Annotated in this window: 17 protein-coding genes and 1 pseudogene; 9 read left to right on the top strand and 9 right to left on the bottom strand. The window is 71.3% G+C overall.

Annotation, left to right across the window (positions count from 1 at the left end; genetic code table 11):
- A pseudogene (locus tag PV963_RS35910) lies at positions 1-845 on the bottom strand (MOSC domain-containing protein).
- Positions 846-886: 41 nt separating this feature from the next.
- Positions 887-2,005 (bottom strand): aminoglycoside phosphotransferase, encoded by a 1,119-nt coding sequence (locus PV963_RS35905; RefSeq protein WP_274820635.1) that lies wholly within the window; start codon positions 2,003-2,005, stop codon positions 887-889.
- A 46-nt stretch (positions 2,006-2,051) separates the two neighbouring features.
- Here PV963_RS35905 and PV963_RS35900 point away from each other — a divergent pair, with 46 nt between their 5' ends.
- Complete coding sequence (locus tag PV963_RS35900; RefSeq protein WP_274820634.1) at positions 2,052-2,585, top strand: SMI1/KNR4 family protein; 534 nt, start codon at positions 2,052-2,054, stop codon at positions 2,583-2,585.
- Complete coding sequence (locus PV963_RS35895; RefSeq protein WP_274820633.1) at positions 2,573-3,115, top strand: zinc-binding dehydrogenase; 543 nt, start codon at positions 2,573-2,575, stop codon at positions 3,113-3,115. Before PV963_RS35900 ends, PV963_RS35895 begins: the two co-directional genes overlap by 13 nt.
- A gap of 155 nt (positions 3,116-3,270) precedes the next feature.
- Here PV963_RS35895 and PV963_RS35890 read toward each other — a convergent pair whose 3' ends face one another.
- Both PV963_RS35890 and PV963_RS35885 read right to left on the bottom strand, forming a co-directional pair.
- Complete coding sequence (locus PV963_RS35890) at positions 3,271-3,651, bottom strand: DUF3592 domain-containing protein (protein ID WP_274820632.1); 381 nt, start codon at positions 3,649-3,651, stop codon at positions 3,271-3,273.
- 228 nt (positions 3,652-3,879) lie between these two features.
- Positions 3,880-5,247: an amino acid permease gene (locus PV963_RS35885; protein ID WP_274820631.1), complete on the bottom strand. Its 1,368-nt coding sequence runs from the start codon at positions 5,245-5,247 to the stop codon at positions 3,880-3,882.
- Positions 5,248-5,382: 135 nt separating this feature from the next.
- Between PV963_RS35885 and mmuM the strand changes: the two genes are divergently transcribed.
- Positions 5,383-6,288 (top strand): homocysteine S-methyltransferase, encoded by a 906-nt coding sequence (gene mmuM / locus PV963_RS35880; RefSeq protein ID WP_274820630.1) that lies wholly within the window; start codon positions 5,383-5,385, stop codon positions 6,286-6,288.
- Positions 6,289-6,532: 244 nt separating this feature from the next.
- On the opposite strand, the gene PV963_RS35875 is transcribed toward mmuM, so the two are convergent.
- The 3 genes from PV963_RS35875 to PV963_RS35865 form a co-directional block, all read right to left on the bottom strand.
- The gene (locus tag PV963_RS35875; protein ID WP_274820629.1) at positions 6,533-7,000 is read right to left on the bottom strand and encodes a MarR family winged helix-turn-helix transcriptional regulator; all 468 of its coding nucleotides are present in this window, start codon (positions 6,998-7,000) and stop codon (positions 6,533-6,535) included.
- Between the two features lie 135 nt (positions 7,001-7,135).
- Entirely contained in the window at positions 7,136-7,474 is a 339-nt protein-coding gene (locus PV963_RS35870) for a GNAT family N-acetyltransferase (RefSeq protein ID WP_274820628.1), read from the bottom strand.
- A 22-nt stretch (positions 7,475-7,496) separates the two neighbouring features.
- A complete protein-coding gene (locus tag PV963_RS35865; protein WP_274820627.1) occupies positions 7,497-8,486 on the bottom strand; it encodes a pirin family protein in 990 nt (329 codons plus the stop codon).
- 94 nt (positions 8,487-8,580) lie between these two features.
- Here PV963_RS35865 and PV963_RS35860 point away from each other — a divergent pair, with 94 nt between their 5' ends.
- From PV963_RS35860 to PV963_RS35850, 3 genes are all read left to right on the top strand, one after another.
- The gene (locus PV963_RS35860; RefSeq protein ID WP_274820626.1) at positions 8,581-9,039 is read left to right on the top strand and encodes a carboxymuconolactone decarboxylase family protein; all 459 of its coding nucleotides are present in this window, start codon (positions 8,581-8,583) and stop codon (positions 9,037-9,039) included.
- A gap of 230 nt (positions 9,040-9,269) precedes the next feature.
- A complete protein-coding gene (locus PV963_RS35855) occupies positions 9,270-9,647 on the top strand; it encodes a DoxX family protein (RefSeq protein WP_274820625.1) in 378 nt (125 codons plus the stop codon).
- 58 nt (positions 9,648-9,705) lie between these two features.
- Positions 9,706-10,677 carry a pirin family protein gene (locus PV963_RS35850; protein ID WP_274820624.1) on the top strand — a complete coding sequence of 324 codons (972 nt, stop codon included), beginning with the start codon at positions 9,706-9,708 and terminating at the stop codon, positions 10,675-10,677.
- Positions 10,678-10,808: 131 nt separating this feature from the next.
- Here PV963_RS35850 and PV963_RS35845 read toward each other — a convergent pair whose 3' ends face one another.
- Positions 10,809-11,834, bottom strand: coding sequence for a helix-turn-helix domain-containing protein (locus tag PV963_RS35845; RefSeq protein ID WP_425540974.1), 1,026 nt, complete (start codon positions 11,832-11,834; stop codon positions 10,809-10,811).
- A 299-nt stretch (positions 11,835-12,133) separates the two neighbouring features.
- Here PV963_RS35845 and PV963_RS35840 point away from each other — a divergent pair, with 299 nt between their 5' ends.
- Positions 12,134-12,517, top strand: a complete 384-nt coding sequence (locus tag PV963_RS35840; RefSeq protein ID WP_274820622.1) for an MmcQ/YjbR family DNA-binding protein — start codon at positions 12,134-12,136, stop codon at positions 12,515-12,517.
- An 8-nt stretch (positions 12,518-12,525) separates the two neighbouring features.
- Positions 12,526-12,888 (top strand): MmcQ/YjbR family DNA-binding protein, encoded by a 363-nt coding sequence (locus PV963_RS35835; RefSeq protein WP_274820621.1) that lies wholly within the window; start codon positions 12,526-12,528, stop codon positions 12,886-12,888.
- Between the two features lie 232 nt (positions 12,889-13,120).
- Here the strand turns inward: PV963_RS35835 and PV963_RS35830 are convergent, their stop codons facing one another.
- Positions 13,121-14,020: an MBL fold metallo-hydrolase gene (locus tag PV963_RS35830; protein WP_274820620.1), complete on the bottom strand. Its 900-nt coding sequence runs from the start codon at positions 14,018-14,020 to the stop codon at positions 13,121-13,123.
- Between the two features lie 296 nt (positions 14,021-14,316).
- Between PV963_RS35830 and PV963_RS35825 the strand changes: the two genes are divergently transcribed.
- Complete coding sequence (locus tag PV963_RS35825; protein WP_274820619.1) at positions 14,317-15,375, top strand: LacI family DNA-binding transcriptional regulator; 1,059 nt, start codon at positions 14,317-14,319, stop codon at positions 15,373-15,375.
- Positions 15,376-15,443: the final 68 nt, after the last annotated feature.

The raw sequence follows: 15,443 nt of genomic DNA, 5'->3' as shown, positions 1-15,443 counted from the left end.
TCACAGCTCGGACTCGCCCCACGACGTGACGACCGCGTCGTCGCCGACGGACACCGTGCCGGGACGCAGCACGGCGAACTTGGCACCGAAGGCGACGCCGCCCTCGGACGCCCGACGGTAGCCGGCGAGGGTGCGCAGCGGTTCCGGCCCCGCCTTGGCCCCGGATTCCTGCTCGACCAGGGTGACGGCACACCGGATGGCGAGCTTGGCATAGCCCAGTTCGGTGTCGCCGATGCGGATGCGGCGCGCACGGTCCTCGGCGTGCGGTTCGTCCCGACGGTCGAGTGCGTCCCAGCCGTCGATCACGATGTTGGGGCGGAAGCGGTTCATGGGCAGCGGGCTCGTGCCGCGTTCGGTCAGTTTCCGGTTGAGGAGGTCGAGGGTGGCGCGCGAGACGACGTGCAGGGCGCAGCTGTCGGCGTAGCCGGAGGTGCCGGGTGTCAGGCCGTCGGTCACCCGGTCGTGTTCCGGCGGTACGCGCACGAGCCGGCTCCGGGCCCGCAGCACCTCCGAGAGCCAGTCGGCTGCCGTGTCGCCCTGGTCGATGCCCTGGTAGGCGGTCCCGAACAGGTCCACCTTCTGCCGGTGCCGGAGGTGTCCACGCGCAGGTGCAGGGCTTCGGTCCGTGGCGCGCTGAGCGTGAGGTGTTCTCCGTCGGCGGTGACGGCCGGCCGGATGACGGCCAGCCGGGGATCCCGGCGCTGGGTCCGGTACACGCCCTCCTCGCTGACGACCATGAAGCTGCGGTCGTGCGCCAGTCCGGCGGGCGTCAGCGGCGCCTCGGTCGCCGATGTCCCGGCGCATCCCTTGACGGGGTAGTACGACAATTCGACGACGCGGGCCATGCTCTTCCCTTCTCCCGGCAGTGGGCCTCGAGCATCCACCGTCAGCGGCCGCTCGGCGCCTCCGGGAAGCCGAGCTGCGGTGCCAGCAGCCGGGCCTCGGCCGCCCAGTCGGCGAGGAAGGCCAGGGTCAGGCCGCGTTCGCGGTAGCGGAGTCCGGCGGGGACGGTGCCCTGGCCGCCGTAGGCCGGCTGCTCGTCGTCCGCCCGGGCGAGCAGCAGTGCGGCGAGCCAGTCGTACTTCACGGCGGAGGCGCACACGCCGAGCCGTACGAGCCGTTCGTCGCCGCGCCAGCCGCTCTCGCGCAGGCCGTGCAGGTAGGCGTCGTACGCCGCCTTGGCCAGGCCGGGGAGGTCGGCGGCGGGGACGAACAGGTCGAAGACGGAGTCGGGGAGGTAGTTGCCGAGGTCCTCGCCGAGCACGCCGTCCCCGGCGAACGCCCAGTCGAACACGACACTGTCGCGGCCGTCGGAGCGGACGTTGGCCGGCCACTGGTCGAGGTGGCAGAGGGCTCGCGGCAGTGACTCCATGACCGTGAGGAACCACTCGCGGTCGTGGTGGAGGCGGACCATGTCCTCGCGCAGGCCGACCGGGAAGTGCTCCCGGACCAGGGGGTGTCGCCAGGCCTCGTCGTCATCGAGCAGGTCCTGGCCCGTCGTCTTGGAGGCCGTGTAGTCGCGCAGGAAGCGCTGCGACAGCCACGGCCGGTCCTCCCCGGCGCCCACCGCGCCCTGCGCGGCCCCGAGCCGGTGCGCGTGCTCGACGTGCCGGGCGAGCGGCCAGGCCGTCGCCGGTTCGCCCGGCACGTCCTCCAGCCACAACGCCAGGTCACCGTCGTGGCGTTCGACGCAGGCCAGCAGCCGGGGCGCGCGGATGCCGTGCCGCTGCCAGACCTGGGCGAGCCCCGACTGGTAGACGTACGCCTCCCGGCGCCAGAAGTTCCAGTGCCGGGGGTCGTTGGAGGCGGCCCACGTGACGCTGGTCTCCTTGGTCCGCGTCAGCACCTTCAGGACGGCCGACCGGCCGCCGCCCGTGACGCGCCACACGCCCGCGGTGACGCCGTTCGACGGGTTGTGCGTGAGAGGTACGAGGGTCGCCCCTCCGGGGGCTGCGAAATCGAAGATCTCGCGAAACTCGGCTTCCGCCACGGCGACTTCAGGCATTCCGTCAGCCTACGGTGAGGTCCTTCCGAGACCACCAGGAGGACACATGGAGCCCGCTCCGCTCGGCGAGTCGTGGCAGCGCGTGGAGCGCTGGCTTGAGGAACGCGGGCGTGCCCGGGAACTGGCTCCCCCAGCCACCCCGGCGGACTTCGCCCGCACCGAGGACCAGCTCGGCACGGGCCTCCACCCCGACCACGCCCTCCTGTTGCTGGGCCACAACGGCAGCGGCGGCTTCTGCCTGCCGCCCTGTTACGAGATCCTGAGCACCGAAGAGGTCGTGACCGCCTGGCGGTCCAAGACGAAGGTCTGGGGTGACGGGTGTCCCCCCGCCTACGCCCCGTCGTGGATCCCCTTCGCCTCCGACGGCGCGGGCGGTGTGCTCCACCTGGACGCCTCCCGGCCGCAGGAGCGCATCCACGAGCACGACAAGCTGGGCGCCTCCCACCTGTCCTCCCACCCCATGTGGGCCTCCCTGCCCGCACTGCTGCACTACACCGCCGAGGCGCTGGAAACCGGTCGGTACCTGGACGGTTACCGGCGCCCCGGTGACGACAACCCGTTCCTGCTGTGGGAGGACTAGATGTGCGGCTCACCGCCGCGCAGGCACTCGACATCGCCGCGGCCAAGCCGGGCGACACGCTGCGGGTCACCGGAGCGGCGGGGGCAGTGGGCGGTTACACGGTGCAGCTCGCCGCGCCGGCCGGTGTTCGGGTGGTTGCGGTCGCGGGCGCCGGCGACGAGGAGCTGGTGCGCGATCTAGGCGCGGCGTTCTTCGTGCCGCGGACTGCGGACCTGTCCGCCGAGGTGCGCCACCTTGTGCCCGGTGGCGTGCACGCGGCAGTCGACGCGGCATCGGTGGGCATGCTCGCGCTGGACGCGGTGCGCGGCGGGGGTTCGATGGTCAGCGGGCTGGGCAACGCGCCGACGCCGTTGCGCGGCATCCGGGTGGGCAATGTATGGATCCGCGCGGACGGCCCCCGGCTCGCCGAGTTGGCCACCGCCGGGCTGCGTCAGCGGGTCGCCGACGTCATGCCGCTGGACAGGGTCGCCGAGGCGCACCGCAGGCTGGCGGCGGGTGGGTTGCGCGGTCGCCTGGTGCTGGTGCCCTGATACTTGACGATCACGCGGGTTCGCGGTCAGCGAGCCGGGCCGGCCTCGGCGGCCTGTGTTCGCGGAGTCAGGTATGCGCGGCACGGGTGCTGCAGGCCTTGTCCGCCGTGAGACTGTCGGGACTGTCCGCCGGTAGCGACCAGCGACTCGTGGCCTCAGGTGAGCAGCACTCCCAGCGTTCCCGCGGCGATCAACAGGGCGGCCACGGAGGTCCAGGCGACGCCGAGGGTGATCGGGGACCTCCTCTCCTCCCACCTCACTGCCTGCCCCGGATATTGCGCGTCATAGATCAGCTCGACCTGGTCGCCCACCTCCGGGAAGTCGGGCTCACCGCCCACCATCCAGCGCATCCGGCGGCCGTCTTCGGAGTAGTACTCGCACAGCACACTCTTGGGATCCGCGCTGTTCCCTCCGTAGACCCGGTCGACGCATGTCGCGACGACACGCACCCCGTTGCGCTTCAAGCTCCGCTCGACGTACCAGATGCGCAGCCCCCATGGCAACAAGAACACACCCATGCCGATCAGCCCGGTCACTTGCCACCCCTGTCATGACGTTGCTGACGTGGCATCGGTCAGCGGCTCCTGAGGATAGGCGCGGAGCACCAGGGACGTGGTGACAGGGCCGTAACCGATCTGGACGACTGGGTCGACGCTGAGTGGTCATCCGCCCTCCCGACCGCCGGGAACGGCGCAAGCCGCACAGCAACCCACCGCAGGGTCAGGACGCGTGAGCTGCAGGACCACAGCCTCCTGCAACGCGCTTCAGTCGGACGCCTCCCGCCGCCCCCGCAGCCACACGTACACCGGAATCCCGGCGAACAGGAACAACACGCCCTGGTAGACGGCCGCGTATCCGGCGCCCGCGATCAGCCAGAAGGAGAAGCCGAAGGAGAGGACGGCGACGGTCAGGTCGCGGGCGAGGCCGGCGGGGCGGACGCGGGCGCGGGTGCCGCGGGCCAGCCAGTAGAGCTGGGCCGCCGCCGACAGGAGGTAGGGCACGCAGCCGGTGAACGTGGTGATCAGGACGAGGACGCGGAACGTGGTGTCCGGGCCCGCCGTGTAGTTGAGGGCGATGAGGAGCGTGCCGAGGATCGCGCAGGCCCAGACGCCGAAGCCGGGGACGCCGCCCTTGCCGACCCGGGCGAAGGGTGCGGGGAAGAGACCGTCACGCGCGGCGGCGTACGGCATCTGCGCGGCCATGAGGATCCAGCCGTTGAGGCAGCCGGTGATCGAGACGACGGCGACCAGGGCGATGGCGGTGCCGCCCCAGGAGCTGCCGGTGAGGGCGTTCACCGCGTCGGCGAACGGGGCGCCGGAGTCGACGAGTTCGCCGTGCGGGACGAGGCCGAAGACGGCGACCGTGCCCAGGATGTAGACCAGGGCCGAGGCCAGGGTGCCGAGCACGCTCGCCCGGGCGACCGTGCGCTCCGGGTCGCGGACCTCGCCCGCGCTGACCGCGGCCGACTCCACCCCGAGGAAGCTGTACAGCAGCAGCGCGGCGGAGGCGGCCAGCGCGCCGGAGACGCTCTGGCCGGAGGCGTTGAACGGGCCGAAGTTGTCCGCGTCGACGAAGAACAGGCCGATGGTGGCCAGCAGGAGCAGCGGCACGAACTTCAGGACGGTGGAGACGACCTGCACCGCGCCGACCCAGCGGGTGCCCGCGAAGTTGGCGGCGGCGGGCAGCCACAGAGCGGCCATGGCGACGGCGGCCTGGAGGACGTGGTTGCCGTGCAGGGGTATCAGGACGTCGACGTAGCCGACGACCGCGACGGCCAGGGCGGCGATGCTGACCCAGCACATCGTCCAGTACGACCAGGCCGACAGGAACCCGGCGAAGTCGCCGAACGCGTCCCGCGGGTACACGTACAGCCCGCCGGTGACCGGGCTGCGCCGCGCCAGCCTGCCGAAGAGCAGGGCGAGGGCGACCGCGCCGACCGAGAGCACGACGAAGGCGAGCAGGCTGACCGTGCCGTAGGGGGCGACGGTGGCGGGCAGGGCGAAGATGCCGCCGCCGATGATGTTGCCCATGACGAGGGCCGTGGCGGCGGCGAGGCCGAAGGTGCGGCGGGGAGCGGGCGCCGGGGCCGGCTCGACGGGTTCGGCGGCCTCGGCGGGGCTGGGGACGGTCATGGGCGTTCCTGACGAGCGGAGAGGAGAGGGGGAGGGCCGTGATCGTAACCCGCCATCCCATATGTTGGGCGACCTGTTCATGTACTGGACACAGTCGGCTGGGGTCCGCCGCCGGGTCTCGACTACCGTCGTCGTATGACCAGCACCCTCCCCCTCGCCGAAGCCCTCGCCGCCGGGACGGTCGTCCTCGACGGCGGCATGTCCAACCAGCTCGAGTCGGCCGGGCACGACCTGAGCGACGAGCTGTGGTCGGCGCGGCTGCTCGCGCAGCAGCCGGAGGCGATCACCGAGGCGCATCTCGCCTACTTCCGGGCGGGCGCGGACGTGGCGATCACTGCCAGCTACCAGGCCACGTTCGAGGGCTTCGCCAAGCACGGCATCGACCACGACCGGGCAGCGGAACTCATGGCCCTCAGCGTCGAGTTGGCCCGCGACGCGGCCCGCCTGGCCCGCGTCTCCCGCCCGTTGTGGGTGGCCGCCTCGGCCGGCCCGTACGGGGCGATGCTCGCGGACGGTTCCGAGTACCGGGGGCGCTACGGCCTCACGGTCGACGAGCTGGAGCGCTTCCACCGCCCCCGCCTGGAGGTGCTGGCCGCCGCCCGTCCCGACGTCCTCGCCCTGGAGACGGTCCCCGACGCCGACGAGGCCAGGGCCCTGCTGCGGGCGGTGCGCGGGCTCGGGGTGCCGGCCTGGCTGACGTACTCCGTCGCCGGCGGCCGCACGCGCGCCGGGCAGCCCCTGGAGGAGGCCTTCGCCCTGGCGGCCGACGCGCACGAGGTGATCGCGGTCGGCGTGAACTGCTGCGCACCCGAGGACGCGGACACCGCCGCCGCGATCGCGGCCCGGGTCACCGGAAAGCCGGTCGTCGTCTACCCCAACAGCGGTGAGACCTGGGACGCCGGCGCCCGCGCCTGGACCGGCCGCGCCACTTTCACCGCCGACCAGGTGCGGGGCTGGCAGCAGTCCGGCGCCCGTCTGATCGGCGGCTGCTGCCGGGTGGGCCCGGAGGCGATCTCGGGCATCGCCGGGCTCAGCGGCTGACGGGTCGGGCGCCGGGCCGATGAACGCGGTGAGCATGCCGACGAGGTGGTCGGCGCCGGTGATGGTGCCGAGGATGCCGCCGTGCCGGACTCGCCCGAGCCGTCCTCGTCGTGCCCCGGGTACTGGAGGCTGATCTGCTCGCGGATGCGGGCCGAGCCTGGTCGAGTACGTCGTCCTGGTGGACCTGTCCGAGGCTCCGGGACGGGCGATGCGGCCGACCGCCCGCGGCCGCCGCACCTCGGGTTCAGAACGGTTTCTCGTCCAGCTTCTGCACCACGCGCCCCGAGATCTCGCCCAGCATCCGCAGCTCCGCGGGCGTGACGTGGTCCAGGAACAGGTCCCGCACCGCTTCCACATGTAGCGGGGCCGCCGCCTCGACCGCCTCCCGCCCCTTCGGCGTGATCACCACGAAGGCCCCCCGCGCGTCCTCGGGGCATTCCTCCCGCACCACCAGCCCACGGCCGGCCATCCGCGCGATGTGATGGGACATCCGGCTCTTCTCCCACTCCAGATCACGGCACAGGTCCTGATAACGCTGCCGCCCATCCGGCGCGTCCGTCAGATTGACCAGCACCGCGTAGTCCGCAGCCGACAACTTCGACTCGGCCTGCAGCAGACGCGACAAACGGCCCCCCAGCCGCTCATGCAACCGAACAAAGCTCCGCCACGCGTGCTGCTCCTCCGGGGTCAACCATCGCACCGCCTGCTCCATGAATACGAGTGTAGGTGAAGTTGACGAGTCATCCGGGAGCCCGGGGCACCTTTGATCTGTCATCTATTGGCTTTGGCGTAAGCCGCGCCGCGTTCGGTTGATCGAGGAGGTCCGGAGCGGTCGGGCGGCGAACAGTCAGCCCAGCTCGGCCTCCAGCCACCGCAGGACGTCGGGCGTCACGGGGTCGGTGATGCCCGCGAACTCGTCATGCCTCTTCACGAACTTGGCCACGTACGGACAGGCGGGGACGATCCGCTTCCCGGAGGTGCGCGTGTCGGTGAGCGCCTGCTGCACCAGCAGCGCGGCCAGGCCCTGTCCGGCGTAGGCGTCGTCGACCTCGGTGTGGAAGAAGACGCGCTGGTCATCGACGTCGCGGTACTCCGTCACACCGGCGCGCTTGCCGTCGACCAGGATCTCGTACCGATGGTGGGCGTCCGCCCGTTCCACGACCGGGACGGCAGAAGACTGACTCATGGGCATGCCTTCCTGAAGGAGGTCAGCGGCGCGGAGGGTTGCGGCGCGGCCTGATGGTGGCGTTGGGCAGGGCGGGCGCGGGAAGACGGCCTCCCGGGAAGCCCTGGATGGTGCCGAAACGCTCGGAGGAGGCCTCCCAGTCCTCGCGGGCCTTGACGACGTCCTCGTGGGTGCGGCCGATGAAGTTCCACCACATGACGATCTCCTCCTCGAAGGGAGTTCCACCGAGGAGGATCGTGCGCGCCGGGGCATCCGACTCGTTCGACAGCGTCAGCACATCGGCACCCGGCGGGACATAGCCCATCTCCGCCCGGTGCAGCAGCGTGTCGGCCACACGGACGTCACCGCTGTCCACGAGAACGCCGTGCTCGAAGCCGGTGTCCACGGAGAAGGCGACCGTCATACGCGGTTCGAGGATGATCTCGGCGCCGAGCAGCGGCGTGAACGTCCGTACCGGAGAGACGTCATCCGCGAGCGAGCCGAGGAAGACCCTGATCTCGGCCCCCTGCATCCGCACGGGCTCGGGCACGTGGTGCTGGAAGTCCCGTGCGGCGTTGCGGTGCTCCGCCGGCAGCGCCACCCACAGCTGGACGCCGTGGACGACGGTTGTGCGCGGGGTGGAGACCTCCGAGTGGGCGATGCCGTACCCGCTCGTCATGAGGTTCAGCTCCCCCGACCGCACGAGGGCGTGGGTGCCGAGCGTGTCGCGGTGCTCCACCTCCCCACTGAAGAGCCAGGTCACCGTCTGGAGACCGGTGTGCGGATGCGGGGCCAGCGCCATGCCGCCCCTGTCGGTGACCTCGTCGGGGCCGTAGTGGTCGGCGAAGCACCAGGCGCCGATCAGCGTGCGGTCCCGTTGCGGCAGCGTCCGCCGCACCGTCATCGAGCGCGGTCCGCCCAGGGGTACGTCCCGCGCCGGGAGCACGTCGACCCGTGGCACCCCGGCCTGCCGGACATCGTCGTCCGGCGGCCCGCATCTCATCACTGCCGGTTCGGCTTCTGCATTACTCACCGAGACCACCCCTCAGGGAATCTAGTTGTTGCATCAACTATCGTGCCGTGATCATAGGGCGAAGGCCACAGGAAGTACATGGGGAGCCAAAGACGTGCGGATCTTCATCGACAAACAGAGCCCCAAGGCCTTCCACGCCCTGGTGCAGACATCGGAAGCGGTGCGCGCCGTCGCCGCCGAGGCAGGACTCGACCGCATCGCCGTGGAACTGATCAACCTCCGCGTGTCCCAGCTCAACGGCTGCGCCTACTGCCTCGACATCCACACCAGGGCGGCCGTGCGCGCGGGCGAGTCGGCGCAGCGGCTGGGAGTACTTGCCGCCTGGCGGGACACCGAGGTGTTCACCCCCGTGGAGCGCGCGACCCTCGCCCTGGCCGAGGCGACGACCGACCCCACCGATGCTGTCGCACAACAGTCCGCCTACGAAGCCGCTCGACAGGTACTCACCGACGATCAGATCTCCGCGGCGATCTGGGCGGCGGTCACCATCAACGCGTTCAACCGGGTCTCGATCCTGAGCAAGCATCCGGTACGGGCGAATGAGAGTACGTGAGCGAGAGAAGCGGGTCGCACGGGCGTGGTGCCGGGGCCGCCGGGGCGGCGGCGAGTGTCCGGCGAGGGTCGTAGGGGGCGATGGGTCAGGGGCGAGCGAACACGCGACCTGACCGCCGACCCCGTTCGACCACGGGTTGATACGTCACCTAATCTCCACTAACTTAGATGACACATCAACCACTGCGGGCCACGCCACACGTCCGCACAACCCGATCGCAAGAGGTATCTGTGAACGTCACCCTTTGGGCTGTCGCGGCCCTGCTCGCTCTGGTCTTCCTCGGCGCCGGCGCCGCCAAGCTCGCCCAGCCGAAGGAGAAGCTCATCGCCTCCCCGTCCATGGGCTGGGCCGAGGACTTCTCCCCTGGGCTGATCAAGACGATCGGCCTCCTGGAGGTTCTCGCCGCGATCGGGCTGATCCTGCCCGCGGCCGTGGACATCGCTCCGGACCTGGTTCCGCTGGCCGCCTCCGGCCTGGCACTGACCATGCTCGGCGCCGCGATCACGCACAGCCGGCGCGGGGAGGCCCAGTCGGTCGTCGTGAACGTGGTCCTGTTCGCCCTGACCGTCTTCGTGGCCTGGGGCCGGTTCGGGCCGCACGCCTTCTGACGGGACGCAGCACGCCTTCTGACAGCACCCCGAACAGACCGGAACAGAGGAGAGAGACATGCCTGCCATCACCGTGGACGACGTACTCGTCCTGCCGCGCCTGCCGGAGCTCGACCCGGCCGACACGGCATACCGGCCCGTTCACCGCCTGACGACTGCACAGCACGGCTTCGAGGGTGAGGGCTTCCCGGTGCGCCGCGCCTTTGCCGGGGTGCCGTTGCCCGAGCTGGATCCGCTCGTGCACATGGACCACATGGGCGAGGTCGAGATGGCGCCGGGGGAACCCATGGGAACTCCGTGGCATCCACACCGCGGCTTCGAGACCGTCACCTACCTCATCGACGGCGCCGTGGAACACCAGGATTCCAATGGCGGCGGCGGGCATCTCATCGACGGCGACACCCAGTGGATGACCGCGGGCTCGGGCATCCTCCACATCGAACAGCCGCCGGAGCACCTGGTCATGAGCGGTGGAGTCCTGCACGGAGTGCAACTGTGGGTCAACCTGCCGCGGGCCGAGAAGATGAGCCCGCCGCGCTACCAGGACATCCGCGGCAAGCACACCGGGCTGCTCACCACCCCCGACGGCGGCGCGCTGATCCGGGTGATCGCCGGGGACATCGCCGGACACACCGGCCCGGGCGTGACCCACACCCCGATCACCGTCGCCCACCTCACCGTCGAACCCGGCGCCCAGGTCGACTTGCCGTGGGACCCCGCCTACAACGCACTCGCCTACACCCTGGCGGGCCACGGCACGGTCGGCGCCGAAGCCCACCCGATCCGGGAGGGCCGGCTCGCCGTCTTCGGCACGGGTGACGCACTGCGCCTGACCGCCGACCGCCGCCAGGAATCCCGCTCCCCCAAGCTGGAACTCTTCGTGCTGGGCGGCCTCCCCATCCGCGAACCCGTCTTCCAGTACGGCCCGTTCGTGATGAATACCCGCGAAGAGGTCCAGCAGGCCTTCGAGGACTACCAGGCGGGCCGCCTGGGCGTCATCCCCGCCCAGCATCTTCCCCACTCTTCCTGAACTCCTGCTCAGGGCAGCACAACCCATCGCCGCCGTGGCGACGCCGAGTTCGAGCTCGTCGACCTGCGTCGGAGAGCTGCAGACGGCGGATGGCGCCAGCAGGTGGGTGGCGCACCCTGTACACCTTGCCGTCAGCAATCGGGGGTCACCTGACGAGCCGTGTAGGCGGCGGGGGTGAGGCCGGTGTGGTGGCGGAAGAACCGGCCGAAGTTGGCCGCGTCGGTGAAGCCGAGGTGGGCGGCGACCTCGTGGGCGGTCCACCGGGCGTGGCCGAGGAGGCGGCGCGCTTCGAGCAGCCGCCGGCCATTGATGATCTCCCGTGCTCCCTTGCCGGTGGCGGCCCGGGCGGCGCGGCTGAGGGTGCGCACCGAGCAGCCGAGCAACTGGGCGTAGTCGTCGGCGCGGTGCAGCTCACGGAAGCGCAGCTCGAGGGCGTCCAGGAATCGTTCGTAGGTGTGGCGGCGCCCGGCGGTGCCGCCGGGGGGCGCGGAGCGGCAGCCGCTACCTGAGGAGGCGGTTCCGGCGTCGGCCGGAGGGGCCGAGACACCTGGGGAGTGGGCCAGGCGCAGGAGCAGCGCTTCGAGGAGGCTGCGCCGCAGGGCGTGATGGGCCGCGAGCGGGCGGCGTCCCAGCGCGCGGTGTTCGTCGAGGAGCTGGAGCGCGGTCTGTTCCAGCCAGGGGGCGTCGGCGGAGTGCGGGGTCAGGACGGCGGGAGCGTCGTGTGAGACGAGGGGAGCCAGCTCGCGGGCGGTGTCGGACCGGAGCACGTCCGGCTCGAACATGACGAAGGGGCCCCGGGCGGTGCTGGGGTCGTGCCAGCACTGCACGTGCCCGGGGCGCACCCACAGCCACTGGCCGGGGGCGACGGTGCGCGTGACGTGGTCGACGTCGTGCCGCAGTACACCCTCGGTGACCAGGATCAGGTAGTGGAAGGTGGCCCGGCCCGGACGGGGCGGGTTCCACGGCCAGTCGTCGTGGTGGGCGTGGAAGTCCTCGACGGTGGTCACTTCCAGGCCGTACGGCGTACCGACTGGGGGCTGGAAGCCGTACAGCGGGACGGAAGCGGGCTCGGCCCCTGCGATGAAGAGCGACCGCGAGGAGGAGACGCTGGAGGAGCGCCGTCCCGATCGCGGAGGATGTCGCCTGTCGACCACCATGTGTCCGCAGCTTACCGTCCGATTTGCGGATCTGGCAGAAAGGATGGGGAGCGCGCGGACCTCGCCGCCCGCGTAACTGCACGCTCTGGCCGGGTCCTGACCGGCGTGCCACCCGGGCGGCCCCGCCCGTACACAACGTGGGGGCTGATCGAGGTCGCCCACAGGGGCTTCGCACCGGGCACGCTCACGCTGCCGCCGCACTGCCCCGCTGCCGTTCGTACCGACCACGCCGGAGACGACCACACAGGCCCTGGCCCGCACGGGCTCGGACACTGACATCGATCGAGGAGTTGACGACCATGAACGGAAAGACACTGCAGCAGACGGCGGCCGACTGCGCCGAGGAACTGCCCGGAGCGGGCCTGGAGCACCCCTTCGGCCCCGACTGGGAGGTCTTCAAGGTGCGCGGCAAGGTCTTCATGCTGATGACCGAGGTTCCGGGACGCCCCGTCGTGATCCTCAAGTCGGACCCCGGCGAGGCCCAGGCGCTGCGCGAGGAGAACGCGGACATCACGCCCGGCTACCACATGAACAAGAAGCACTGGATCACGTTGGAGGGCGGGGACGCGATCGACAAGAAGCTGGTCAGGGAGCTCGTGACCGAGTCCTACCTGCTCGTGGTCGGCCGGCTCCCCAAGGCCCGGCAGCCGGTCGACCCGCACACCTACGGCCGCCGCGCCTGACGTCAGTCATGGCTTTCACCGGCGAGAAGCTCCAGGACACTGCGCGCGACACGGCACTCGCGCTGCCGGGGGCCGGCCACGTCCGCCCGTTCACTGAGCAGTTGGACGTCTACAAGGTGGCGGGCAAGGTCTTCCTGATCGTCACGGACGACCCGGACGAACGCATCGTCACCGTCAAGGCGGAGCCGGAGTACGGGCGGCTGCTGCAAGGCCGGCACGACTCGATCACTCCTGGCCGCTACCTCGACAAGCGGCACTGGATCTCCGTGGGTGCCGGCCGGGGCGTCACCGCGGATCTGGTGGCCGAACTCGTCGACCACTCCTACCACCTGGTCCTGGAGAAGGTTCCGCGCAACCGCCGTCCCGGATGACCACCGACCGACCACGGACTCACAGACACACGGACGAGGAACGGACAAGGACCACCCATACACACCATGTCGACCGAGCAGCGTGGCCGCCAGGTCCAGGGCCGGCATGTACGTCATGACGACAGCGACCAAGTGCTGCGCGACGTCTTCGACGTCCCGGGCTGAGGCATCGCATACGTCGTCGGCCGCTCCGTCCTGACTGAGCTGGCCGCTCTGTTTCCGCTGCTGCTCGTCAGCGACCGGTGGAGGCCGCTGCACCCCAGGGTCCTCGCCCACCGGGTCGCCTTTCGGCCTTGACCGTCATGGCGGCCGGACGACCGAGCGTCGTCCGGCGGGCTACCGGCCTTACGGCCCCGACGCACTCGCACGCCTGGATCTGGCCGCCGTGCGCGTAGGCGAGCTCGGGGTGGAGCAGTTGGAGCGCGTGCACCAGGAGATCGCCGGTGACGAGCGCCAGCTCGCGCCTGTCGGCGACCAGCACGCTCTGGTGTCCGGGCGTGTGACCGGGCGTGGCTACCGCGCGCCCGGTGCGCAGCGGCGTGTCCCAGTCGAGGAGCCGGAGGCGACCGGCGGCCGTGAGCGGGTCGGTGAGGGTCTCGCGAAGCTGCGGGTTGAGCGCGTCGAGGGCGTCGAACTCGGCCCGCTGGAGCAGGTATTCGGCGTTCGGGAAATAAGGGCGGCGGCCGCCGGCCGAAGTGTCACCGTCCACCGCGCGGCCCGCCGATGGCACGGCCGCCTCGGTCACGACCGCCCACCCGACGTGGTCGGTGTGCAGATGTGTGAGCACCACGGTGTCGACTTCGGCTGGGTCGATGCCCGCGGCGGCGAGCGACTCGGGGAGCACACCGGGCACGGGCGCCCACGAGGCGGCCGGGCTGTCCGCCGGACCGATCCCGGCGTCCACGACGGTGAGGCCCTTGTCGCCGCGGATCACGTACGCGCGGAACTGGAGCCGCCAGCGGCCCTCCGCGTCGACCGCGCCCGGGTCGTAGCGGTCGGCCTCGGCCCACTGAGCGGCCGTGGCCTCGGGGAAGGCCTCGGCGCGCGGGGAGAAGAACGGGCTGCCTTCTCCGTCGGCGAGGGCGATGATCTCGGTCGAGCCGATCCACAGGCGGGGAACGCTGAAGGCCATGGTCGCGATCCGGCCACGCCTTCCACACGGGGGTGACTCGTCCCATGCCGTGATCCCCGTGGCCGTGTCACTGGCACTCCTCGGCGGTCGGCGGGTTCCCGTCCAGCCCGCACGCAAGCTCGCCGGGCCCACCTTCCGGGAATGGCTCGTCACCCAACTCCGACACCGGTCCGCGCACACCACTCCTCCCTTGCCCTCCCCGCTGCTAGCCTCCGTCCAGGGAACCGGTTGCCATGGTGTTGCCGCAGTTCCCGCGGGGTGGGTGCGGACCGGCGCCCGGGAGAGACGAGGCAGTCATGACGAGGAAGAGCGGGGACGCGAACCGCAGCACCATCCGGGACGTGGCGGCCCGCGCGGGGGTCTCGGCGTCGACGGTGTCACGGGTGCTCGGCGGCGTGTACCCGGTGAGCGCGGCGACGCGCGGGCGCGTCATGCGGGCGGTCCGCGAGCTGGACTACGTCGCGGACGCGCGGGCGAAGGCCATCGCGGGCGTCGGCACGCCCACGCTCGCGTTCGTGCTGGAGGACATCACCGGCCCGTCGTTCGCGCACATGGCCCACGGCGTCGAACGGGAGGCGACCCGCCTCGGCCACCTCTGCCTGGTGTGCAGCACGGAGGGCGACGTCCGGCACGAGCTGGAGTTCGTCGAGATGATGCGTGCCCAGCGCGCCACCGCCGTGATCCTGGTCGGCGGCACCGCCGACACCCCCGAGTACCGCGAACGCACCCACCGCATGGCCGACTCCCTCGCCTCGGCCGGCTCCCGCCTGGTCCTGTGCGGCAGACCACCACTGGATCCCGGCGCCCCGGTGACGGTCATCGAGTACGACAACGAGGGCGGCGCCTACACCCTGGTCGCCCACGTCCTCGCCCAGGGCCACCGCCGGGTGCTGTTCCTCGGCGGTCGGACGGACCACACCACGGCCCTGGGCCGCGAACGCGGCTATCTCGCCGCCCACCGGGCCCGGGGCCTGACCCCCGACCCGTCCCTCCTCCTGCACGGCGACTTCACCCGGGACGCGGGCCACCGCCTCATGCAGCAAGCGCTCAAGGAGAACCTCGACTTCACGGCCGTCGTCGCCGCCACCGACATGGTCGCGGCGGGCGCCCTCACCGCCCTGCACGAGGCGGGCCTGACCGTCCCCGGCGACATCTCCCTCGCCGGCTACGACGACATCCCCTTCGCCCGCGACCTGCACCCCGCCCTGACGACGGTCCACGTCCCCTACGAGGAACTCGGCCGCCTCGCCGTCCGCACGGCCCTCGAACACACGCCGGGCGCCCCCGACGAACACCTGCTGCTGGGCACGCACGTCGTGGTACGCGACTCGGTGGGGCCGCCCCCGCCCCACTGAAGTCGGTAGCGTCACAGGTCGGAATGGGTCGGGGTCATGTCGTTCGGACCGTGCCCGCCCGGCCCGCA

The organism is Streptomyces coeruleorubidus (genome assembly GCF_028885415.1).
GTDB classification, from domain to species: Bacteria; Actinomycetota; Actinomycetes; order Streptomycetales; family Streptomycetaceae; genus Streptomyces; species Streptomyces coeruleorubidus_A.
This window is presented reverse-complemented; position numbering and strand designations above follow the sequence as displayed.